This window comes from Streptomyces sp. NBC_01210 (genome assembly GCF_036010325.1).
Lineage (GTDB): Bacteria > Actinomycetota > Actinomycetes > Streptomycetales > Streptomycetaceae > Streptomyces.
On sequence record NZ_CP108549.1, the window covers coordinates 1,660,270 to 1,680,544 of the forward strand.

Consider the following 20,275-nt stretch of genomic DNA (forward strand, 5'->3'; position numbering starts at 1 on the left):
CGGTCAGACGGGCCAGGCCTCCGCCAGCATCTTGCGCGTATCGCCGAGGAGCTGGGGCAGCACCTTGGTGTGCCCGATGACCGGCATGAAGTTGGTGTCGCCGCCCCAGCGCGGAACGACGTGCTGGTGCAGATGTGCGGCGATACCGGCGCCGGCGACCGCGCCCTGGTTCAGCCCGATGTTGAAGCCGTGCGCCCCCGACGCCGTACGCAGCGCGGTCATCGCGCGCTTGGTGAACACCGCGAGCTCGGCGGTCTCCGCCTCGTCCAGCTCGGTGTAGTCGGCGACATGGCGGAACGGCACCACCATCAGATGCCCGCCGTTGTACGGATAGAGGTTGAGCACCGCGTAGACCCGCGAGCCGCGGGCGATGACGAGTCCGTCCTCATCCGACTTGGAGGGGATTGAACAGAAGGGACAGCCGTCGTCGGCGCCTGGCCCGGTCGGCTTGTTCTCGCCCTGGATGTACGCCATCCGGTGCGGCGTCCACAGGCGCTGAAACGCGTCCTGCGTCCCGACTCCGATCTGCTGTTCCGGCTCACTCGTCATGTTGTGCAGCATATGACTTCGCCCGGCCGCGCAGGCCGGAGACCCCCGCAGTGCCGATCGCACTGCGGGGGTCCCGTACTCCATGCCCGGGCCTCGTACGCCCGGTCTGTCTCGTGTCAGAGCTGGACGCGGTCCTCGACGACCTTCGCGATCTTCGCGATGGCCTCGTCGACCGGGATGCCGTTCTCCTGCGAGCCGTCGCGGTAGCGGAAGGAGACCGCACCGGCGGCCATGTCCTCGTCGCCCGCGATGACCATGAACGGCACCTTCTGCTTCTGGGCGTTGCGGATCTTCTTCTGCATACGGTCCGAGGAGGCGTCCACCTCGACCCGCAGCCCCTTGGCCTTCGCCTTGGCGGCGAACTCCTGGAGGTACGGGATGTGCGCGTCGCCGATCGGGATGCCGAGCGCCTGCACCGGCGCCAGCCAGGCCGGGAACGCGCCCGCGTAGTGCTCGAGCAGCACCGCGAAGAAGCGCTCGATCGAACCGAACAGCGCACGGTGGATCATGACCGGGCGCTGCTTGGTGCCGTCGGGACCGGTGTACTCCAGGTCGAAGCGCTCCGGCAGGTTGAAGTCCAGCTGGACGGTGGACATCTGCCAGGTACGGCCAATGGCGTCCTTCGCCTGGACGGAGATCTTCGGGCCGTAGAACGCGGCGCCGCCCGGGTCCGGGACCAGCGGGAGGCCCTGCTTCTCGGCGACCTTGCGCAGTGTCTCGGTCGCCTCCTCCCAGACCTCGTCGGAGCCGACGAACTTCTCCGGGTCCTTGGTGGACAGCTCCAGGTAGAAGTCGGTGAGGCCGTAGTCACGCAGCAGGTTCAGCACGAAGGTCAGCGTCGAGTCGAGCTCGTCCGCCATCTGCTCCTTGGTGCAGTAGATGTGCGCGTCGTCCTGGGTGAAGCCGCGGGCGCGGGTCAGGCCGTGCACGACGCCCGACTTCTCGTACCGGTACACGGTCCCGAACTCGAAGAGGCGCAGCGGCAGTTCACGGTAGGACCGGCCGCGGGCGTCGAAGATCAGGTTGTGCATCGGGCAGTTCATGGGCTTGAGGTAGTAGTCCGTGCCCTCGTCGAGCTGCATGGGCGGGTACATGCCGTCGGCGTACCAGTCCAGGTGGCCCGAGGTCTCGAAGAGCTTCCCCTTGGTGGCGTGCGGGGTGTAGACGAACTCGTACCCCTCCTCCTCGTGCCGCTTGCGGGAGTAGTCCTCCATGACCCGGCGGACGACGCCGCCCTTGGGGTGGAAGACCGCGAGGCCGGAACCGATCTGGTCCGGGATGGAGAACAGGTCCAGCTCGTTGCCGAGCTTGCGGTGGTCGCGCTTCTCGGCCTCGGCGAGGAACTCCAGATGAGCCTTGAGCTCGTCCTTGGAGGGCCAGGCGGTGCCGTAGATGCGCTGCAGCATCGGGTTCTTCTCGCTGCCCCGCCAGTACGCGGCGGCGTTGCGCATCAGCTTGAACGCCGGGATGTTGCGGGTGGTGGGCAGGTGCGGACCGCGGCAGAGGTCCTTCCAGCACAGCTCGCCGGTCTTGGCGTCGAGGTTGTCGTAGATGGTCAGCTCGCCCGCGCCGACCTCGACGTCCGCGCCGTCGTCGGAGGACGCGGAGCCCTTGATCCCGATGAGCTCGAGCTTGTACGGCTCGTCGGCGAGCTCTGCGCGAGCGGCCTCGTCGGTGACGACGCGCCGCGAGAAGCGCTGGCCGCGCTTCTGGATCTCCTGCATCTTCTTCTCGATGGCCTTGAGGTCATCGGGGTGGAAGGGCTTCTCGACATCGAAGTCGTAGTAGAAGCCGTCCTTGACCGGAGGACCGATGCCGAGCTTGGCCTCGGGGAAGAGCTCCTGCACGGCCTGTGCCATCACGTGTGCGGTGGAGTGGCGCAGGATGTTGAGGCCGTCCTCGGAGGAGATCTCGACGGGCTCGACCTCCTCGCCGTCCTTGATCTCGTATGCCAGGTCCTTCAGCTCACCGGCGATGCGCGCGGCGACGATGGTGCGCTCGCCGGCGAAGAGCTCGGCCGCCGTAGTGCCCGTCGTCACCACGCGCTCTTCCCGCTCGGAATCGCGTTGGATGATCACACGGACGTCTGACACCGGTCTCTCCTACCTGAAGGGGTGCGCCGCATTCGTATGGCGTGCGCGATACGAATCGTACCGAGCCGACGGGGTGCCTTGCGAAACGGTTTGCTCCCCTGCCCGCCCCTTCCCCTGACCGGGGGCAGGCCCCCAGACCCCCGTACGCCCTCCGGGCGTGTCCGCAATCGCCGGACGGGCTGGATCTTCAGCCTCGCCGGCGATTGAGGCGCGGGGTCCGGGGCGGAGCCCCAGTCCAGCTCAAGGGGCGGCTCCGCAGGCGGGCCGCACCCTCACTCCCCCTGACACGCCTCCTCGAAGTAGTCCAGATTCTCGTACAGCGACTTCATCAGACGGTCCCGCTCGGACTCGTCCACCTGGACAGGGACCACGTTCGACGCGTCCGTCAGGCGTCGGAAGCCGCCGCGTCGCTCCAGCCGGCCCACGACGCGGATCGGCAGTCCGACCAGATGCGCATGGCCCGCCGTCCGGTACGACTCCTCGTCGAGCGCCACCCGTACGTGCGGTACCTCGGCCCCGGCCAGCACCCGCAGCCGTACCGTGCCCGCGCCGCGCGGTCCCGAGCGCCGCATCCGGACCACCGTGCCCGTGATCCGTACCGGAACGGACGGCTCGTCCCGGAGATAGCGCGCGCCCGCCTCGCGCAGCGCGGGCAGGTCGCCGGGCGAGAACTCCACGGGGTCGTTGCGCGCCGCGCACCCCCGTGGCACTCCCGCCGCCGGCGACCACTCCACCGCGATCCGCGCGCCCTCCGACCCGCGCACCAGCGCGATCACGGCCTCCGTCAGCTCGCGGCTCACGCCGACCTGCACGGCAGCGTCGAAGGCTTCCATTCCTCCGGTCGCCCGCTGGTAGTCGGCAGCCTCCCGGGCCGCGTGCAGCGCGTGATAGAGCCGGACCGTGACCGCACGGCCTTCGTCCACCGGCACGAACGTGGTGAGGCTGCGCCCGCCCTGCGCGGGACCCACCAGTACCCCTTCCAGCGAGGCCTGTGCCTGCCGCCGGTGCCGCGCGCCGTAGTAGCCCGCGCGTTCACGGGCCGCGAGCGCACCGGCCATCAGCATCTGCCGGGCGGCCGCCCGCAGTTGCTCCTGTACGGTCCACGACGTCGCGCCCGACGGCCCCGGCGGCACGTCCCGCCACCACCGGATCTCGTCGCTGGGCACGGTCAGCCCGACGAGCACCTCACGGGCCGAGGGTGCCGCACTGCGGGCCAGCGCGGTGAGCGCCTCGCCCAGCAGGTCCTCGCTGTCGGGGAAGGACCTGCTCTCCGGTACGAGCAGACTCGTGCCGCCCGCACCGGGCCCCGGCGGCGTCCAGCGCGCATAGCGCCCCGCCGCTCCCCCGCGCCGCCGCCAGCCGTGCCGGTCGAGCAGTGCGCCGAGGACGACAGGGTCGACCTGGGCGGGGTCCGGCTCCCCGCTCCCGTACCAAGGTCCCGGCACATCGCCCGTCAGGTGGGGCCGTATCGACTCCTGCATCAGGGTCTCCCTCCCGCCCCGACCCTCGTCATGATCTCGCAGAGCGCCCGGTCGTCGAAGATCCGTGAGGTCGGGATCCGCACGGTGGTCCTGCGCCTGCCCGTCACCGGGTGGCCGGCCAGATTGGTCCAGTAGCAGCAGTGCCGCAGATCGAGCCGGTCGTGACTGGCGCGCAGCCACTCGCCCTGGGTCCGGGGGGCGAGCATCACGACAAGGATCTTGTGCACCGAGACGGGGGTGCGGGCCAGTTTCACCAGGTGGTCGTTGTCGAGCGTGAACGAGAACGCCGCACCGGGTGGGTGCGGGGGGATCTGGTACGTGCACTTGAGCTGCACTTTGATGGTCACCTCGTCGTCGACCGTGTGTGCGGCGGAGCTGTGACTGACGTGCCAGTCGATGCCGTTGTCCGGAAACGGCTGCGAGAGCGAACAGCCGGCCGCGGCGGCGACCGCGTGCAGATAGCCCACCTGGAGAGTCTCCATGCAGGCGGTGGTGGCGAGTCCGCCGCGCAGCGGTGCGATCCGCTCGGGCAGCAGCCCGCCCGGTTCGGGCTGCGCGAGCGCCATGGCTCTTCGTGCCTTCCGGGCTGTACCGATCAGTGTCCCCACGACGGGGCGTCAATTTCCCTACCCCTCATCTGTGTTGTCACCGCCCTGCGTACAGCGCAAACAGCCCGGGTATCACCGATTCGGGCAGGGGGATCACGCCATCTGCCGGGCATGTGCGAGGAGTTCAGCGATGACGCACTGGTATGACGGCCCCCTGGCCGCATTTGACACCGAGACCACAGGAGTTGACGTCGAGGAGGACCGCATCGTTTCGGCCGCGGTCGTCGTCCAGGACATGGCGGGCGGGCGGCCGCGCGTCACGCGCTGGCTGGTCAATCCGGGGGTGCCCGTGCCGCCGGGCGCCACCGAGGTGCACGGGCTCACCGACGACCACCTGCAGCGCAACGGCCGCTGGCCGGCACCTGCGATGGAGGAGATAGCCAGGGCGCTGGCCGAGCAGTGCGCCGCGGCCCGCCCGCTCGTCGTGATGAACGCGCCGTTCGACCTGACCATCCTCGACCGGGAACTGCGCCGCCACCGCGCCGCGTCGCTGGGCCGCTATCTGGAGAACGTGCCGTTGTGCGTGCTGGACCCGCGAGTCCTCGACAAGCATCTTGACCGCTACCGCAAGGGCCGCCGCACCCTCACCGATCTGTGCACGCAGTACGAGGTGGTGCTGGACGACGCCCATGACGCGGCCGCGGACGCGATGGCCGCGCTCGACGTCGTACGGGCGGTGGGGCGACGTTTCGCCTCGCGGATGGAGCGGCTGTCACCGTCGGAGCTGCACACGCTGCAGGCTGTGTGGCACGCGGCGCAGGCGCGCGGTCTGCAGGCGTGGTTCGCCCGCAGCGGTGCTCCGGAGCCGGTGGACCCGCACTGGCCGCTGCGACCGGATCTCGCCGCCGCGGCCTGACTCCGGGTGGCGCCCCGCTCGGGGGCGCCACCCGAAGGTACGTCGGGCGGCGGCTGTCGGTCAGGCGTCCGTCAGCCGGTGAATCCCGCGGTGATGGAGGTGAACTGCCAGTTGCTCTGGCTGATGCCGGAGCAGTTGCTGACCACACCGCCGCCGGGGCAGGGCCGGTCACGGTTGACCGACCAGAACGCGAGGCGGGCGATGTGGTGGGAGTTGGACCAGTCCTTGATCTGGGTCCAGGTCGCCGGGCTGGTCTGCTCCTGCTGGTCGCTGAGGCCGTTCATGCCCGAGATGCCGATATGGGCGTAGGCGGTGGCGTCCGGCCAGCCGAAGGTGCTCATCAGCTTGGTCTTCAGCCCTTCGGTGGCGTTGACGGTGTTGCCGTACATGTCGGCGCCGCCGCCGAAGTCGAACGGCATGATGGTGAAGACGTCGATGTCCGCCTGGAGTGCGTTGGCGCGCTCGATGAGGCGGCTGCCCCACCAGGTCGGCCCGGTGGTGGACGTACCGAAGGTGAGGATCGTCCTCAGGCCGGGGTTGTTCTGCTTGACGATCTTCAGGGCGCCCAGAATCCGGTCCTGGACGACCTCGTTCTCGAACTCGTCGCTGTTCTCGATGTCGACGTCGATCGCCTTCAGTCCGTATGCGCTGATCACCTTCTGATAGGCGCCGGCCAGTGCATCAGGGGTGGAGCAGTTCGGGCCGAGCTTGTTGCCCGACCAGCCGCCGATGGACGGGACGATGTCACCACCCGCGCCACGGATCGCGTTGATGGTGGACTGGTCGGCGCCGCCGGCGAGCGGACGCGTGCCGTCCCAGGCGGGGTTGCAGCCGCCGGAGGAGAGGATGAAGGCCATGGTGAACCACTTGATGCCGGTGGCGCTCATCACGGAGGTGGCGCTCGGCGGATCGCCCCAGCCCAGGTAGAGGTACGGGGCTGCCTGCTTGAAGCCGCCACCGCCGCCACCGCCGGCGTCGGTCGTCACGCTGACGGCGGTCGAGGCCGCCGAGAGGTTGCCGGCCGCGTCACGGGCGCGGACCGTGAAGCTGTACGAGGTGCTCGCGGCCAGACCGCTGACCGTGGCACTGGTGCCGGTCACCGTGAGCGCCCTCGTCGGGCCCTGGTAGACGTCGTAACCCGTGACTCCGACATTGTCGGACGACGCGTTCCAGGCCAGCGAGACACTGGAGGACGTCTTGGCGGTGGAGCGCAGGTTCGTGGGCGCCGTGGGTGCCTGGGTGTCACCGCCGCCTCCGCCGCCGGGGCCGTCGAGGCTGATGTCGTCGGCGTAGTAAGTGCCCTGCGCGTACCAGCCGTTGAGGTAGATCTCCGCGCTGGTCTGCGAGGCACCGGTGGTGAAGGACACGGTGAGCTGGGTGTATCCGGTCGCGGACGGGGTCCAGGTGGAGGCGCCGCCGGTCACACCGAGGTACACGTAGTTGCCGCGCACCCAGCCGGAGAGCGTGTAGGCGGTGTTGGGCTGCACCGGGACGGTCTGGGTGCACTTGGCGTTGTCGCTGCTGCTCGCGGCGCCGGCCAGCGCCTTCGTACCACTGTGTACGGGGCTGCTCACCACCGAGCCGAGTCCGCCTGTACAGGACCAGCCGGAGAGTGAGCCGCTTTCGAAGCCGGGATTGGAGAGCAGGTTGGCTGCCTGGGCCGTGCCGGGCACGGCGAGCGAGGCTGCCGCGGCGAGCAGCGCCGCGCCGAGGCCGGCCAGTAGTCGATTTCGGATACGCACGTGACCTCCCAATGAGGGGCGGGTGCGGGTCGACGGACCTGACGCGGCGCCACGATTGGTCTGGACCTGCGAGGCGGATTGAAGCGAAATGCCGTGCTCCCGTCAAGAGGTGCGGCGAGGCAACCACCACCCCACGCCGGGGAGTTGCGCCATCAGGTCAAGAGGAGGCAAAATCACCGGAGATTGGTCTACGCCTTTCCGGGGGCGGGAGCGCGGCAGATCCGCTCCCGGCGTGGCATTGGTACAGCCCTCCCCGCCCACCAGTCCGTTGACGCGATCGCAACACTTAAGTTTCTTGAGACAGAGACACGGGACGTCCCTCCCCACCCACACCTAGGCCCCACCCACACCTAGGAGAGCCGTGTCCACAGGAATCGAACCCATGCCGCCGCCCCGCCGCCGGCTCCTCGCCGTACTCACCGCGATCGTGCTCTCACTGGCCGGGCTCACCGGCCTTGCCGCCACCCCGGCGCAGGCCGCAGGCCCACTCACCGCTTCGTTCACCAGTGCCGACAACGGCTCCTGGTGGAAGGGCTCATACGTCGTCAAGAACACCAGCGGCGCCCCGGTCACCGGATGGACCCTCGCATTCGATCTGCCGCCCGGAGTGACGATCAGTCAGCACTACAACGGGACGGCGACGGTCAGCGGCTCGCACGTCACCGTGACGCCCGCCTACTACAACACCACGGTCCCGGCGAACGGCACCACCGAGCCGTACAGCTACTGGTTCGTCGCCTCAGGACCGATCACCGCACCGACCGGCTGCCTGATCGACGGCGACAAATGCGACGGCAGCCCCGCCAGACCGCCGTCCGCACCGGGCGGCCTGGCCGTCACCGACACCACGGCCCGCACAGTGAGCCTGAAGTGGAACACCGCCGGTCCCGGCGACTTTCCCGTCGCCTCCTACGAGGTGCTGCGCGGCACCACCGTGGTCGCGGCCACCGCAACCACCTCGGCCACCGTCCGTGATCTGACCCCGGCCACGAGCTACAGCTTCACGGTCCGCGCCAAGGACACCCGCGGCAACCTCGGACCGGTCGGCGCCGCCGTCACCGCGACCACCGTCGACCCGGCGAGCGACACCGTCCCGCCCACCGCACCCGCCAACCTGCGCAGTACCGCGGTGACTTCCAGCACGGTCGCTCTCGCCTGGAACGCGTCCACCGACAACAACCGGGTCGCCGCCTACGACGTCTACCGGGGCACGTCGCCGGCCGCAACCGTCCCGGCCTCCGCTCTCGCCACCACGGTCACCGGCCTCGCCCCCGCCACCCGCTACGACTTCACCGTCAAGGCACGGGACGCGGCCGACAACGCCTCCCCGGCGAGCAATACTCTCGCCGTCACCACCGCCGACCCGGTCGGCGCCGGCGGGCACGCGACCGTCGGGTACTTCGTCCAATGGGGCATCTACGGCCGCCAGTACTTCGTCAAGAACCTCGACACCTCCGGCGCCGCGGCCAAGCTCGATGTCGTCAACTACGCCTTCGGCAACATCGATCCGGCCAACCTCACCTGCCTGAGCGGTGTCACCAAGGGCGTCTCCGGAAATCCGCAGGACCCCAACGAGGGCGACGGAGCAGGTGACGCCGAGGCCGACTACGGCCGTGCCTTCGCCGCCTCACAGTCGGTGGACGGGGTGGCCGACGACGGCTGGGGCACGTTGCGCGGCAACTTCAACCAGCTGAAGAAACTCAAGGCCAAGCACCCGAACCTCAAGGTCGTCATCTCGCTCGGCGGCTGGACCTATTCGAAGTACTTCTCCGACGTCGCCGCCACCGACGCCTCCCGGAAGAAGTTCGTGAAGTCCTGCGCCGACCTGTACATCAAGGGCGACCTGCCCATGTACAACGGCGCGGGCGGAGCGGGCGTCGCCGCGGGAATCTTCGACGGCATCGACCTGGACTGGGAGTGGCCGGGCTCCCCCGACGGCCATCCCGGAAACCACTGGAGTGCCGCGGACAAGGCCAACAACACCGCTCTGATCTCCGAGTTCCGCAAGCAGCTCGACGCGCTCGGCGGCGAGCACAAGCTGCTCACCGCCTTCACCCCGGCCGACCCGAAGAAGATCGACGCGGGCTGGGACCTCTCGAAGATCTTCGGCGACATCGACTACGCGAACGTCCAGGGGTACGACTTCCACGGCGCGGGCAGCGACAACTCCTGGGAACCGAACCGCACCGGCCACCAGGCAAACCTGTATCCCGACGCCCAGTCGCCGTACGCCGACGACTTCAGCATCGACGGCGCGGTGCAGAAGTATCTCGGCGCCGGAGTCCCGCCGCGAAAGGTGACCATCGGCTTCCCCTTCTACGGCCGCGGCTGGAAAGAGGTCACTGCCGGCGGCGTCAACGGCGAAGGGCAGACCGCGAACGGCGCGGCCCCCGGCCAGTTCGCGGAGGAGGCCGGCACCCGTGGCTACCAGAACCTCGTCACCGGTGTCCCGAATCTCACGGTCCAGCACGACACTCAGTCGGTGGCCACGTACGGCTACCAGGGCGCGGGCGGCCAGTGGTGGTCCTTCGACGACACCTGGTCCATCGCCCGGAAGGCTGCGTACATCAAGTCGAAGGGGCTGCTGGGCGCGATGATCTGGGAGATGTCCGGTGACACACCGGGCGGGACCCTGCTCGGAGCGCTGCACGGCGGGCTCCAGTAGCACCGGCGAACACCGGCGCCCTAAAAAACGTCGAGGCCGGTCCGTCGACTGACGGACCGGCCTCTCCCGGTGGGCGATACTGGGTTCGAACCAGTGACCTCTTCGGTGTGAACGAAGCGCTCTCCCACTGAGCTAATCGCCCGGGAACGCACTGAACCATACAGGCCCCTGCGGGTTTCCTTCAAACCCTGCCGAGGTATGCGGCCAGCCCACGCCGCCCGCCGCGCATCATCGCCGCGTGGTTGGCGAGGAAGACCGGCTGGCACGGCAACGCCAGCCGCCTCATCAGCGGCTTGCGCACCTCCACCTCCTGCTCGTACACGGCCCGGGTGCCGGCACCGCCCTCCGTCAGCGTCCACCGCGCCCACCCCTCCAGGTCCCCCTCCATGCCCACTTCGAGCAACCCCGCGGTCGGGTCGCGCCGCTGTGCGCGAGCGGTGACGAGCAGTTCGTACGGAAGGAAGGAGCGGAAGCGCGCGGTGCCGGTGTCCTCGTCGAGCCGGGTCACCTCGCGGACCTGCGGCCACCACAAGGGGTACTCGCCGACCCGCTCGAGGACCATGTACACGGCGCCCGGTCCGGCAGGCAGATCCCAGACGCTGCGGAAGCGGTAGTGACACCAGTTCATGGTGCAAGTCTGCGCCTGCCGGGGCGTACTCACGGGCGATCTGAGTATCCGCACCCATGCCCTGTCATGTGGCGGGGGCCACACTCCAGACCATGGAGAACGTTCCGCCACCCGCCGAGGAACTGGCGATCCTCGAGCGCGAGCTGGTCCGACTGGACGCTCGCCGGGCCCAGTTGCTGGCTCGCAGGGCCTGGCTCATCGCTGCGCTCCGGCCGCCCATCGCGCCTGCCGTACCGGCCACGCGGCCCTCTGCCGCGCGGCCTTCCGTCGCGCAGCCCTTCCTCGCGCCGCCGCCCGACGCCTCCCCGCCGAGTGTGCAGAATCTGCTGCTCACCCTCGGCGGCATTCTGCTGACCATCGCCGCCATCGCATTCACACTGGTCAGCTGGGGTGACTTGGGTATCGGCGGGCGCTCGGCGGTGCTCGGCGCGGTGACGGTCGCGGCGCTCGCGGCGCCGGTCGCGCTGCTGCCCAGGCGGCTCGCCTCGACCGCCGAGTCGGTGGCCGCGCTCGGCCTGGTGCTGATGGTGCTCGACGCCTACGCGGTGCACCAGGTGGCGCTGGCCGGGACCGACGGCCTTGGCTATGCGGCCTTCGCATCGGCCTCGCTCGCCGCGCTCTGGACGGTGTACGGGCTGTCGCTGGACCGGCTGCGGATTCCGCTGCCGGTCGCCCTACTGACCGCGCAACTGCCGCTTCCGCTCTGGGCGCTGACCGCCACTGCGGGCGCGCCGCCGATGGAGTGGGCGCTGCTGACGACCGCGGCGCTCGATGTCGCGGTCGCGGTGTGGGCGAAGCCGGCCGGTCTGCGAGCCATCGCCGCCACCGGTGCCGCGACGACGGGCGGCTGGGCGCTGCTGATCGGCGGCTGGCAGTCGGTATCGGCGGATGCGCCGCTCGACGCGGCCGCGCCTGCCGCGCTGCTGCTCACAGCGGCCGCGGTGGCGGTGTTCGCGGCCTGGCGCGCCTCCTCGGCCGCGGTTGCCGCCTCCGCGGTGGCGGGTCTCGCGGTGATCGGGGCCGTCGGCGGCGTGGTGCGCGCGGCGGTGCCGGAGGGGTGGTCGGTACTGGGCTATCTGCTGTGCGCGGCCGCTCTGTTGGGAGCCGTACGGGCGGGCGGGCCGAAGCGGTTGGCACCGGGCCTGACGGGTGCGGCCGGCGCGGTGCACGCCTTGGCGGCCCTCTCGACGCTGCCGCTGGTCGCTCTCGCTCTGGCGGACCCACTGTCGGGCCTCCGCGACATCTGGTCGGGCACCCCGACGGATGCGCGCGGGGCGCTGGGCGTCGGGCTCCCGGAGCCGGGCCTGACCGCGGCACCGGTGGTGCTGCTGGTCGTGGCAGCGGTCCTCGCGACGGCGTCCCGCTGGTTGCCGTCGACGACAACCGGGTACACCGCACCGGCAGTCGGCGACCCGAAGGGGACGACGCACCAGTCCGGCCCGGCAGGCACCGGCCCGCACCCCGCGGGCACTCCTGCCCAGGCCCCCGGCGCCACGGGCCCCGCGCCGCGCCCGGCGAACGCGCCCACCACGAAAGACCATCCCGGCCGAACAACCGGCACCACCCCGTCCTCCTCCGGGCCAACAGCCACCCACCCGGGCGCGCCCCCGAACACCTCCGGCCCGCCCGCAGGAGCCTCCTGGCCCGGCCGGCCCCCGGCCTCCGGCGCGTGGGGAACCGCCCCTGCGGCCCCACAGCCTGATCGGCGTGCCGCGGCCGTCGGCGCGGCTCTCGCGCTCGCGTGGGCAGGTCTGTTCGTCATGCCGCCCGCGCTGGATCTGGCCCACCCGGCCACCGTGGCGCTCCACCTGGTCCTCAGCGTGGCCGCGCTGGTGCTCGCCGTGCGCCCCGGCAGGATCGCCCGGCACGCCCCGGCCGGCCCCGTCGTCGCCCTCGCCTGCGGCCTCGCGGGTGCTGTGAGCGTCGCCCTGTTGTCCCTGGCCACCCGCCCCGCCACTTTCGCGGTGCTGGGCACACTGGTCGCGGCTCTCGCGGCCGCGGCCGCGGTCCGGGCACCTCGCGCCGCGCAGGCGGTACTCGCCTGCGCCGCCACCGCTTTCGCCACCGCCTTTGTGGGCGCCGTCGCCGCTGCCGCCGAACTCCCGCCCCACCGGGCCGCGTTGACAATCCTCGTCGTCCCAGCCGCCGTGGCGCTCCTCGCCGCCCGGCTGGGCCGCCACCCCGTCGCCCTCCCCATGGAGCTCACCGGCGCCACTGCCGGACTGCTCGCGGTCGTCCTCGCCACGGAGCACCGGCCGACCCTCTCCCTGGTGCTCGCGCTCTGCGGCGTGATCGCCGCGGGCACCGCGGTACGTGCCGAGCGCCGGCCCGCCGCCGGCTATCTCGCGGCGGTGCTGTTCGTGCTGGCCACCTGGGCGAGGCTGGCCGCCTCGGACGTCGCGTCCCCCGAGGCGTACACCCTGCCCGTGACCGTCTCCGCGCTCGTCGTCGGCGTACTGCGCCGCCGCCGCGACCGGGAGGCGTCGTCCTGGACGGCGTACGGTCCCGGTCTCGCCGCGACGCTGCTGCCGAGCCTCTTCGCGGCCTGGGGCGACGGGCACTGGCTGCGTCCGCTGCTGCTGGGCCTCGCTGCCCTGGCCCTGACGCTCGCCGGTGCCCGGCTGCGCCTGCAGGCGTTGCTGGTGCTCGGAGGCACGGTGCTCGCGCTGGACGCCCTGCACGAGCTCGCGCCGTACGTCGTCCAGGTCGTCGGCGCGCTCCCCCGCTGGCTGCCACCCGCGCTCGCCGGTCTGCTGCTCCTCGCCGTGGGCGCGACCTACGAGCAGCGGTTGCGGGACGCGCGCAAGCTCCGCGACACCCTCGGCCGGATGCGCTGAGCGGCGGCGGAGAACGGAGAAACGCCGAAGGCCCCGGAGACTTCACGTCTCCGGGGCCTTCGGTCCGGGTGGGCGATACTGGGTTCGAACCAGTGACCTCTTCGGTGTGAACGAAGCGCTCTCCCACTGAGCTAATCGCCCGGGCACTCCGCAAACATTACCCCATGTCAGCGCGTCCCCCTGACCAGTTTCGGGTCACTCCTCGATCTTCCACGGCATGACGATCCCGAACTTCCAGACGTAGATTCCGACCAGCACGGCGATGATCGCGAGACCGATCGTGGTCAGGATGATGTTCCGTCGGCGCACCTTCGGATCGAGCGCCCGCTGAGCCGCCTCGGTGACCTTGCGCTTGGTCCAGCGCAGCACGAGCTGCGCCCAGACGAACTCGGTCGCCCAGATCGCCATACCGCCGAAGATCACCAGCCAGCCGGGGCCCGGCAGCGGCAGCATCACGATGCCGGCGCCAACCACCGCTAGGCCGATCACGAAGACACCGACCTGCCAGCTCAGATGCAGCGTCCTCGACCTCTTGATGAAGTGGGGCGCCTTCGAACCGAGGACCGGCCCCGCATCCACCTTCTCCGTCACGTCCCCCGTCGCGGGGGTCGGAGCCGTCGCTGCGACGGACTCTTCCCGCTCGTCACTCTCCGCGTTCATGGGGCCCAACCTACCGGATTGAGCCTCGTCACCGGAATGGCCCTATAACACAAAGTGACGCACCGCTGCAGGAACGGCATGAGGGATCACAAAACGGTCAGAGGGGTTTACAACGGCACCGTAGGTGGCATGTCGATTTCGCCGACGTGCGAATCCCCGAGCGCACACTGAGCGAAAGGCCCTGGCGCTTATGAACACCACGGTCAGCTGCGAGCTGCACCTGCGCCTCGTTGTATCGAGCGAGTCTTCACTGCCTGTACCCGCGGGCCTGCGGTATGACACGGCCGATCCCTATGCCGTGCACGCCACCTTCCACACCGGAGCCGAAGAGACGGTCGAATGGGTGTTCGCCCGCGATCTTCTCGCCGAGGGCCTGCACCGGCCCACCGGCACGGGTGACGTCAGAGTCTGGCCGTCGCGCAGCCATGGCCAGGGCGTCGTCTGCATCGCGTTGAGCTCCCCGGAGGGCGAAGCCCTGCTCGAGGCCCCGGCGCGGGCCCTGGAGTCGTTCCTGAAGCGGACCGACGCCGCGGTGCCACCGGGCACCGAGCATCGTCACTTCGATCTCGACACGGAGCTCTCGCACATCCTGGCGGAAAGCTGAGCCAGGCCGAGAGCTGCACGGCGCCGTCCTACTCGGGGAGACGGCGCCGCGCGGACAGCCACATACGGCGGACACCGGCGCCGTCACCGCGGATTCCCACGCGGTGACGGCGCCGGTGCGCTCTCCGCACCAACCGCTAGAGTCAGCGCAATTCGGCGGGCACCGGCCCGCAGCACCTCAGGGAGCGAATCGTGCTGATCCCCCACGACACCCGGATCGCCCTCGACACCGTCGTCGATCTGGTGAACACCGCTTCGGAGGGCGAGCAGGACGACGGGCTCGCGGATGTCGCGGCGCTGTACGACTTCGTGCGGAACCACAGCGTCAGCGACGTGGGCGACCTCGGCCAGCGGGACCTGAAGGCCGTACGGGGGGTACGGGCGCGGTTCGCGGAGATCTTCGCGGCGCCCGACAGTCGTAGCGCAGCCGAACTGGTCAATGAGCTGGTGGCGGCCGCGGGGACCACCCCGCAGCTCACCGACCACGACGGCTACGACTGGCATGTCCACTACTTCGCGCCGGGCGCCTCGGTCGCCGACCATCTCGCGGCGGACTGCGGGATGGCGCTGGCCTTCATCGTCGTGGCGGGCGAGCAGGAGCGGCTGAGGCGCTGCGAGGCGCCCGACTGCGGGCGCGCCTTCGTCGATCTTTCCCGCAATCGCTCGCGTCGCTACTGCGACAGCCGCACCTGCGGCAACCGCCTGCATGTCGCCGCGTACCGCGCGCGCCGCAAGGAAGCGGCCGGCTGAGCCTCACAGCAGAAACAGATCGTGTACCGCGGCCATGAGCAGCAGGAAGCCGATCACCGCGAGGAAGATCATCAGGGGCGGCTGGGAGAGTGCGAAGAGGCAGCCACGCGGCTCTTCGGTCGGTGCGGGGGCCTCGCCCCGGGAGGTATCGAGCATCTCGGGGTGATGATGGCGCAGAGCGGGCTGCCATGATCGACCAACACGCCCCGCGACTGCGGGAGTTCATCAGATCCGCATTTCCGGCCATGGCGCCGGATACGTCAGATGCCGTGCTTCTTCAGGATCGCCTCGATATCGCTGAAGTCCTCGCCGGAACCGGCGGCCTTCGGCTTCGCCTTGGTCTGGGCCGCCGGACGGCTGCCCGTCCCGAGCGTGGGCGCGGACGCCGCGGGGGCGACAGCTTCCTGCCGTGCCGCCCTGGCGGCGGCCTTGCGTTCCTTGCGGGTCCCGCCGCCGCGCCGCTCGACGGCCCGGGTGGTCATGAAGAGCAGCCAGGCGCCGCCGAGCAGACCGAAGCCGAGCCACGCCGACGGGCTGAAGGCGGTGTCGACGGCCCATGCGACCACGCCGGTCAGCGCCAGACCCACGGGGATCAGGGAGTAGGCAGCTATCCGGGTCGCCGCGAGGAAACGCTTGCGGTACGCCGTAACGGCGGCGATGCCCAGGCCCGCCGCGGACACCGCGGAACAAATGGTCTCGGCAAGCATCCGGTCCTCCAGGCTTCGGCGGGCATGTGCGGGTACGTACCTTCCCATCGTGCACCGTCGGGTGGTGTCCGGGCCACGGCCGGGAACGAGCTCAGGGAGATCTCCGGGACGCCCTCCTCCCCAGGTCCCGGTTGGGGCGGCGACGAACGGGCTGGGAGACTGGTCCCATGAGCGATTCCACCACCGCCCGCCCCGTCGTGCTCGACGTCTGGTGCGAGCTCCAGTGCCCCGATTGCCGCAACGCCCTGGTGGACCTGCGGGCCCTGCGCGAGCGCTACGGCGACCGGCTCGAGCTGCGGCTGCGCCATTTCCCGCTCGAGAAGCACAAGCACGCCTTCGCCGCCGCCCAGGCCGCGGAAGAGGCGGCCGAGCAGGGTACGACCTGGCCGTATGTGGAGGCGGTGCTGGAGCGCACCGACCAGCTCGCGGCGAAGGGCGAGCCCTTCCTGCTGGAGGTGGCGCGCGAACTGGGTCTGGACGCCGATGAGTTCGACACGGCGCTGATCGACGGCCGGCACATCCTCACCGTCGACGCCGACCAGGCCGAGGGCAAGGCCATCGGTGTGACGGGAACTCCGACGTATGTCATCGACGGCGAGCGTCTCGACGGCGGCAAGAGCCAGGAGGGGCTGCGGACACGCATCGAGGAGATCACCGACCGGCTGCTCACCGGCTCCGGGTCCAACTCCTAGAGCAGCGGCTTGAAGAGGTTGACAGCGGTCGTTTCGTAGCCGAGCGACTCGTAGAGGCTGATCGCCGGCGTGTTGCCGGCGAAGACATGCAGTGCGAGCAGACGCATCCCGGCGTCGAGCGAGACGCGCTCGGCGAGCAGCATCAGGGACCGCCCGTGGCCCTGTCCACGATGTCCGTCGACGACTTGGACGTCGTACACGAACGACGCCTGCTCGCCGAAGCGCGCCTCGCGCCGCCCTACGAAGAGGTGGCCCACGATCACGCCGTCATGGACCAGGAGACTGAGCGAGGTCCCCGGGGTGGCGAGGCCGTCGGGCAGGCTCTCGCGGTGGTCGGCCTCGGACTTGGCACGCGCCTCCTCGGCCGGCAGGCCGCGGTCGATCCAGCTCTGTGCGTAGCTCTCCACGGCCTGAGCCCGCCACTGGGCGAACTCCGCCTCGCTCATCGGACGGCCTTCGACGTGGGCGGGCAGAGCGGGCGGCTCCGCGGGAAGCACCTTGCGCATACTGCGGCTGCGTTCGGTGTAGCCGAGTGCGCTCGTCAGCCGCCGCGCGGCGGTGGCGTCGGGCGGTACGGATGTCAGTACCTGGGTGCACCCCCAGCCGCGCAGCACCTCTTCGGCGGCGAGGGCGGCGACGGTCCCGCGTCCGCGTCGCCGGTCCGCCTCGTCGATCCGCAGCGAGCGTATGGCGCCGGCCTTGGAGCTGAGCGCCGGGAAGGTGGCGATCTCGGTCCTGCCGACGGGACGGCCGTTCACGCAGACCTCGTACACGCGTGACTTCGCGCCGTCGGCCTCGTGCTGAATCGGCCCGGTCGGCCGCAGGGTGGTGGTCATCAGGTGTGTTCTACCCGCCTGTGAGGCCACCCGTCACGAGGTTTTACGGAGCCTTCGGATCCTGGTCGGCGGCCGAACGCTCCTCGAAGATCCGCATGGCCTTGGCGGTCACCGGTCCCGGCGCTTCCGCGATCCGGCGTCCGTCGATTCCGTGGACCGCCTGAACGTCGCGGAGAGTGGAGGTCAGGAAGATCTCCTCGGCCCGGTCCAGTACGTCGAAGGGCAGGTCGGTCTCCTTGGCTCCCGCCCACTCGACGGTCAGTGCGCGGGTGATGCCCGCAAGGCAGCCGGAGGAGACGCGCGGGGTGAGCAGCTCGCCGTCGACCACGACGAAGACATTGGAGCCGGTGCCCTCGCAGAGCTGTCCGACGGTATTGGCGAAGAGCGCCTCGGACGCGCCCTGCTCGCTCGCCCTGGCGAGGGCGACGACGTTCTCCCCGTACGACGTCGTCTTCAGGCCGGTCAGAGCCCCGCGCTCATTGCGGGTCCAGGGGACGGTGATCACCGCGGTGGCGTCGGGGCGGCGCTTGGTCTCGCCGAGCGCGACGACCAGGGTCGGTCCTGCCGTGCCCCGGTCGGAGCCGAGGGGCGAGACTCCGCCGGTGTATGTGATGCGCAGCCGGCCGAGCTCCATCGGATTGGCTTCCAGCACAGCGGAGCAGGCGCGGCGCACCTCGTCGTGGTCAGGCTCCGGCAGGCCGAGGCCGCGGGCCGAGCGGGTCATCCGGTCGAGGTGGAGGGTGAGCGCGAAGGGCTGCCCGTGGACAGTCTTGACGGTCTCGAATATGCCGTCACCGACGGTCAGCCCGTGGTCGAACACGGACACTCGGGCGTCCTCGGCATCCGTGAGTCCGCCATTGACCCAAAGCTTCATCGAGCTGTCCTTCCGCTTGCCTCGTACACCCCGGACGCTACCTTGAGCAGCCGGGAGGCCTTCAGCTCGGTCTCCTCCCACTCGCGCTCGGGGTCGGATCCCCAGGTGATACCGGCACCGGTGCCGAAGCGGAGGACCGGTCCCGCGAGGTCGTGACGGTCGATCCAGAAGGTACGTATGCCGACGGCGAGCTCGCCCGTTCCGCGGTCGGCGTCGACCCAGCCGATACCTCCACAGTACGGGCCACGGGGCGCTGTCTCCAGCGCCTCGATGATCTTCAGCGCACTGGACTTGGGCGCCCCGGTCACCGAGCCCGGCGGGAAGGTTGCCGTCAGCAGTTCCTGCCAGCCCGCCTTGGGGGTCAGCTCGCCGCGCACGGTGGAGACGAGATGGACGAGCCCGGGGTGCGGCTCGACCGCGCACAGTGCGGGGACGGTCACGGTGCCCGTGGCACAGACCCGCCCCAGGTCGTTGCGGACCAGGTCCACGATCATCACGTTCTCCGCGTGGTCCTTCTCCAGCAGGTCCGCGGCGGTGCGGCCGGTGCCCTTGATCGGCCCGGACTCGACGGTGCGCCCGTCGCGCCGCAGATACAGCTCGGGCGAGGCGGTGGCGATCTCCACGCCGTGCTCGGGCAGCCGGATCGTTCCTGCGTACGGGGCGGGGTTGCCGCGCGCCAGGAGTGCGGTGAGGGCGTCGACGTCGGCGGAGGCCGGGCCGGGCAGCGGCGCGGACAGGACGCGGCACAGGTTCGCCTGGTAGACCTCGCCGGCCGCGATGTACTCGCGGATGCGGCGCACGCCCGCGGCGTAGGCGGCCCGGTCCAGCGAGGACGTCCAGTCGCCGGCGGCCGGGCCGCGCCACTGCCCCGGCACGGGCTCGGGCACCGGCTCCGTACGCACATCGCCGAAGCGGGCGCAGGTCAGACGGCCCTCGAAGTCCGCGGCGACGGCCCAGAAGCCGGCCGAGTCGAGGGCTTCGGGGTCGCTGGTGACATCCCGCAGGTCGGAAGCGACGAGGGAGCCGAAGCGGGCCAAAGGAGCAAGGTCGTGCACGTCTGTGAGTCTAGGGCGGACACCGATGACCTGCTGCGGCGTGAACACACCTCAGCACGCTGCGGAAACGCGTTTTTGTGCTGGCCCAGGAATCCGCTAGAGTTCAACACGTCGCCGGGACGCGCAGGTGAACCGGAACCGACAAGCGGACGTGGCTCAGTTGGTAGAGCATCACCTTGCCAAGGTGAGGGTCGCGAGTTCGAATCTCGTCGTCCGCTCGAAGGGGGATCTTCCCGAACCCCTGCACTCCGGGTGGAGTGGCCGAGAGGCGAGGCAACGGCCTGCAAAGCCGTCTACACGGGTTCAAATCCCGTCTCCACCTCCAAGGACGATTAGCTCAGCGGGAGAGCGCTTCCCTGACACGGAAGAGGTCACTGGTTCAATCCCAGTATCGTCCACTGGATCCGTATGGATTCTTCGCGCGATTAGCTCAGCGGGAGAGCGCTTCCCTGACACGGAAGAGGTCACTGGTTCAATCCCAGTATCGCGCACGCAGTACCACGCAAGATCGTCCCGCGCGATTAGCTCAGCGGGAGAGCGCTTCCCTGACACGGAAGAGGTCACTGGTTCAATCCCAGTATCGCGCACCAGCCAGAACCCCCGGCCGTCTCGACGGCCGGGGGTTCTGTCGTTGCGCTG

The 20,275-nt window shown here is 70.2% G+C and carries 18 protein-coding genes and 7 tRNA genes; 11 read left to right on the forward strand and 14 right to left on the reverse strand.

All coding sequences use genetic code 11. The features are described 5' to 3' along the window. Positions 1-3: 3 nt before the first annotated feature. The 4 genes from OG735_RS07370 to OG735_RS07385 all read right to left on the reverse strand — a co-directional run bounded on the left by OG735_RS07370 (position 4) and on the right by OG735_RS07385 (position 4,689). The gene (locus OG735_RS07370) at positions 4-561 is read right to left on the reverse strand and encodes an HIT family protein (RefSeq protein WP_327322322.1); all 558 of its coding nucleotides are present in this window, start codon (positions 559-561) and stop codon (positions 4-6) included. Between the two features lie 104 nt (positions 562-665). Continuing rightward, a complete protein-coding gene (gene thrS, locus OG735_RS07375) occupies positions 666-2,642 on the reverse strand; it encodes a threonine--tRNA ligase (protein ID WP_327322323.1) in 1,977 nt (658 codons plus the stop codon). Positions 2,643-2,914: 272 nt separating this feature from the next. Beyond that, positions 2,915-4,123, reverse strand: a complete 1,209-nt coding sequence (locus OG735_RS07380) for a hypothetical protein (RefSeq protein ID WP_327322324.1) — start codon at positions 4,121-4,123, stop codon at positions 2,915-2,917. Further along, positions 4,123-4,689, reverse strand: a complete 567-nt coding sequence (locus OG735_RS07385; RefSeq protein ID WP_327322325.1) for a DUF4365 domain-containing protein — start codon at positions 4,687-4,689, stop codon at positions 4,123-4,125. The genes OG735_RS07380 and OG735_RS07385 overlap by 1 nt, the downstream gene beginning before the upstream one ends. A 172-nt stretch (positions 4,690-4,861) precedes the next feature. Here OG735_RS07385 and OG735_RS07390 point away from each other — a divergent pair, with 172 nt between their 5' ends. Continuing rightward, a complete protein-coding gene (locus tag OG735_RS07390; protein ID WP_327322326.1) occupies positions 4,862-5,587 on the forward strand; it encodes a 3'-5' exonuclease in 726 nt (241 codons plus the stop codon). A gap of 71 nt (positions 5,588-5,658) precedes the next feature. Here the strand turns inward: OG735_RS07390 and OG735_RS07395 are convergent, their stop codons facing one another. Beyond that, complete coding sequence (locus tag OG735_RS07395; protein WP_327322327.1) at positions 5,659-7,329, reverse strand: carbohydrate binding domain-containing protein; 1,671 nt, start codon at positions 7,327-7,329, stop codon at positions 5,659-5,661. 382 nt (positions 7,330-7,711) lie between these two features. Between OG735_RS07395 and OG735_RS07400 the strand changes: the two genes are divergently transcribed. Then, complete coding sequence (locus tag OG735_RS07400; protein ID WP_327328232.1) at positions 7,712-9,994, forward strand: glycosyl hydrolase family 18 protein; 2,283 nt, start codon at positions 7,712-7,714, stop codon at positions 9,992-9,994. A gap of 70 nt (positions 9,995-10,064) precedes the next feature. Here the strand turns inward: OG735_RS07400 and OG735_RS07405 are convergent. Both OG735_RS07405 and OG735_RS07410 read right to left on the reverse strand, forming a co-directional pair. Next, positions 10,065-10,136, reverse strand: a tRNA-Val gene (locus tag OG735_RS07405). A 39-nt stretch (positions 10,137-10,175) separates the two neighbouring features. After that, the gene (locus OG735_RS07410) at positions 10,176-10,622 is read right to left on the reverse strand and encodes an SRPBCC family protein (RefSeq protein WP_327322328.1); all 447 of its coding nucleotides are present in this window, start codon (positions 10,620-10,622) and stop codon (positions 10,176-10,178) included. A gap of 92 nt (positions 10,623-10,714) precedes the next feature. Between OG735_RS07410 and OG735_RS07415 the strand changes: the two genes are divergently transcribed. Further along, positions 10,715-13,459 carry an SCO7613 C-terminal domain-containing membrane protein gene (locus tag OG735_RS07415; RefSeq protein ID WP_327322329.1) on the forward strand — a complete coding sequence of 915 codons (2,745 nt, stop codon included), beginning with the start codon at positions 10,715-10,717 and terminating at the stop codon, positions 13,457-13,459. Positions 13,460-13,528: 69 nt separating this feature from the next. Here the strand turns inward: OG735_RS07415 and OG735_RS07420 are convergent. Continuing rightward, positions 13,529-13,600 (reverse strand) — tRNA-Val (locus OG735_RS07420). 54 nt (positions 13,601-13,654) lie between these two features. Beyond that, positions 13,655-14,119: a TIGR02611 family protein gene (locus OG735_RS07425; RefSeq protein ID WP_327322330.1), complete on the reverse strand. Its 465-nt coding sequence runs from the start codon at positions 14,117-14,119 to the stop codon at positions 13,655-13,657. Positions 14,120-14,309: 190 nt separating this feature from the next. Here OG735_RS07425 and OG735_RS07430 point away from each other — a divergent pair, with 190 nt between their 5' ends. Together OG735_RS07430 and OG735_RS07435 are read left to right on the forward strand one after the other, a co-directional pair. After that, positions 14,310-14,723, forward strand: a complete 414-nt coding sequence (locus tag OG735_RS07430; protein ID WP_003959770.1) for an SsgA family sporulation/cell division regulator — start codon at positions 14,310-14,312, stop codon at positions 14,721-14,723. A gap of 191 nt (positions 14,724-14,914) precedes the next feature. Continuing rightward, a complete protein-coding gene (locus tag OG735_RS07435; protein ID WP_327322331.1) occupies positions 14,915-15,472 on the forward strand; it encodes a CGNR zinc finger domain-containing protein in 558 nt (185 codons plus the stop codon). A 3-nt stretch (positions 15,473-15,475) separates the two neighbouring features. Here the strand turns inward: OG735_RS07435 and OG735_RS07440 are convergent, their stop codons facing one another. Further along, positions 15,476-15,628, reverse strand: coding sequence for a hypothetical protein (locus OG735_RS07440; protein WP_186357054.1), 153 nt, complete (start codon positions 15,626-15,628; stop codon positions 15,476-15,478). Between the two features lie 104 nt (positions 15,629-15,732). Further along, positions 15,733-16,227 carry a hypothetical protein gene (locus tag OG735_RS07445; protein WP_442812389.1) on the reverse strand — a complete coding sequence of 165 codons (495 nt, stop codon included), beginning with the start codon at positions 16,225-16,227 and terminating at the stop codon, positions 15,733-15,735. A 119-nt stretch (positions 16,228-16,346) separates the two neighbouring features. Between OG735_RS07445 and OG735_RS07450 the strand changes: the two genes are divergently transcribed. Next, positions 16,347-16,871 (forward strand): DsbA family protein, encoded by a 525-nt coding sequence (locus tag OG735_RS07450; protein WP_327322332.1) that lies wholly within the window; start codon positions 16,347-16,349, stop codon positions 16,869-16,871. Here the strand turns inward: OG735_RS07450 and OG735_RS07455 are convergent. From OG735_RS07455 to OG735_RS07465, 3 genes are read right to left on the reverse strand one after another with little or no spacing between them, the layout of a single operon-like run. Then, the gene (locus OG735_RS07455; protein WP_327322333.1) at positions 16,868-17,707 is read right to left on the reverse strand and encodes a GNAT family N-acetyltransferase; all 840 of its coding nucleotides are present in this window, start codon (positions 17,705-17,707) and stop codon (positions 16,868-16,870) included. The genes OG735_RS07450 and OG735_RS07455 overlap by 4 nt on opposite strands. A 43-nt stretch (positions 17,708-17,750) precedes the next feature. Beyond that, a complete protein-coding gene (locus OG735_RS07460; protein WP_327322334.1) occupies positions 17,751-18,581 on the reverse strand; it encodes an aminotransferase class IV in 831 nt (276 codons plus the stop codon). Then, positions 18,578-19,636 (reverse strand): chorismate-binding protein, encoded by a 1,059-nt coding sequence (locus tag OG735_RS07465; protein WP_327322335.1) that lies wholly within the window; start codon positions 19,634-19,636, stop codon positions 18,578-18,580. Before OG735_RS07465 ends, OG735_RS07460 begins: the two co-directional genes overlap by 4 nt. A gap of 145 nt (positions 19,637-19,781) precedes the next feature. On the opposite strand from OG735_RS07465, the gene OG735_RS07470 reads away from it, so the two are divergent. From OG735_RS07470 to OG735_RS07490, 5 genes are all read left to right on the forward strand, one after another. Further along, positions 19,782-19,854: transfer RNA gene (locus OG735_RS07470), tRNA-Gly, on the forward strand. Between the two features lie 33 nt (positions 19,855-19,887). Then, positions 19,888-19,961, forward strand: a tRNA-Cys gene (locus OG735_RS07475). A gap of 1 nt (position 19,962) precedes the next feature. Then, a tRNA-Val gene (locus tag OG735_RS07480) sits at positions 19,963-20,034 on the forward strand. Positions 20,035-20,055: 21 nt separating this feature from the next. Then, positions 20,056-20,127: transfer RNA gene (locus tag OG735_RS07485), tRNA-Val, on the forward strand. Between the two features lie 24 nt (positions 20,128-20,151). Then, positions 20,152-20,226, forward strand: a tRNA-Val gene (locus tag OG735_RS07490). Positions 20,227-20,275 lie beyond the last annotated feature (49 nt).

Coding starts and splice junctions, on each gene's coding strand:
- OG735_RS07370 (WP_327322322.1), bottom strand. CDS start 561: ATGCTGCACAACATGACGAGTGAGCCGGAACAGCAGATCGGAGTCGGG.
- OG735_RS07380 (WP_327322324.1), bottom strand. CDS start 4,123: ATGCAGGAGTCGATACGGCCCCACCTGACGGGCGATGTGCCGGGACCT.
- OG735_RS07385 (WP_327322325.1), bottom strand. CDS start 4,689: ATGGCGCTCGCGCAGCCCGAACCGGGCGGGCTGCTGCCCGAGCGGATC.
- OG735_RS07390 (WP_327322326.1), top strand. CDS start 4,862: ATGACGCACTGGTATGACGGCCCCCTGGCCGCATTTGACACCGAGACC.
- OG735_RS07400 (WP_327328232.1), top strand. CDS start 7,712: ATGCCGCCGCCCCGCCGCCGGCTCCTCGCCGTACTCACCGCGATCGTG.
- OG735_RS07410 (WP_327322328.1), bottom strand. CDS start 10,622: ATGAACTGGTGTCACTACCGCTTCCGCAGCGTCTGGGATCTGCCTGCC.
- OG735_RS07415 (WP_327322329.1), top strand. CDS start 10,715: ATGGAGAACGTTCCGCCACCCGCCGAGGAACTGGCGATCCTCGAGCGC.
- OG735_RS07425 (WP_327322330.1), bottom strand. CDS start 14,119: ATGAACGCGGAGAGTGACGAGCGGGAAGAGTCCGTCGCAGCGACGGCT.
- OG735_RS07430 (WP_003959770.1), top strand. CDS start 14,310: ATGAACACCACGGTCAGCTGCGAGCTGCACCTGCGCCTCGTTGTATCG.
- OG735_RS07440 (WP_186357054.1), bottom strand. CDS start 15,628: ATGCTCGATACCTCCCGGGGCGAGGCCCCCGCACCGACCGAAGAGCCG.
- OG735_RS07445 (WP_442812389.1), bottom strand. CDS start 16,227: ATGGGAAGGTACGTACCCGCACATGCCCGCCGAAGCCTGGAGGACCGG.
- OG735_RS07450 (WP_327322332.1), top strand. CDS start 16,347: ATGAGCGATTCCACCACCGCCCGCCCCGTCGTGCTCGACGTCTGGTGC.
- OG735_RS07455 (WP_327322333.1), bottom strand. CDS start 17,707: ATGACCACCACCCTGCGGCCGACCGGGCCGATTCAGCACGAGGCCGAC.
- OG735_RS07460 (WP_327322334.1), bottom strand. CDS start 18,581: ATGAAGCTTTGGGTCAATGGCGGACTCACGGATGCCGAGGACGCCCGA.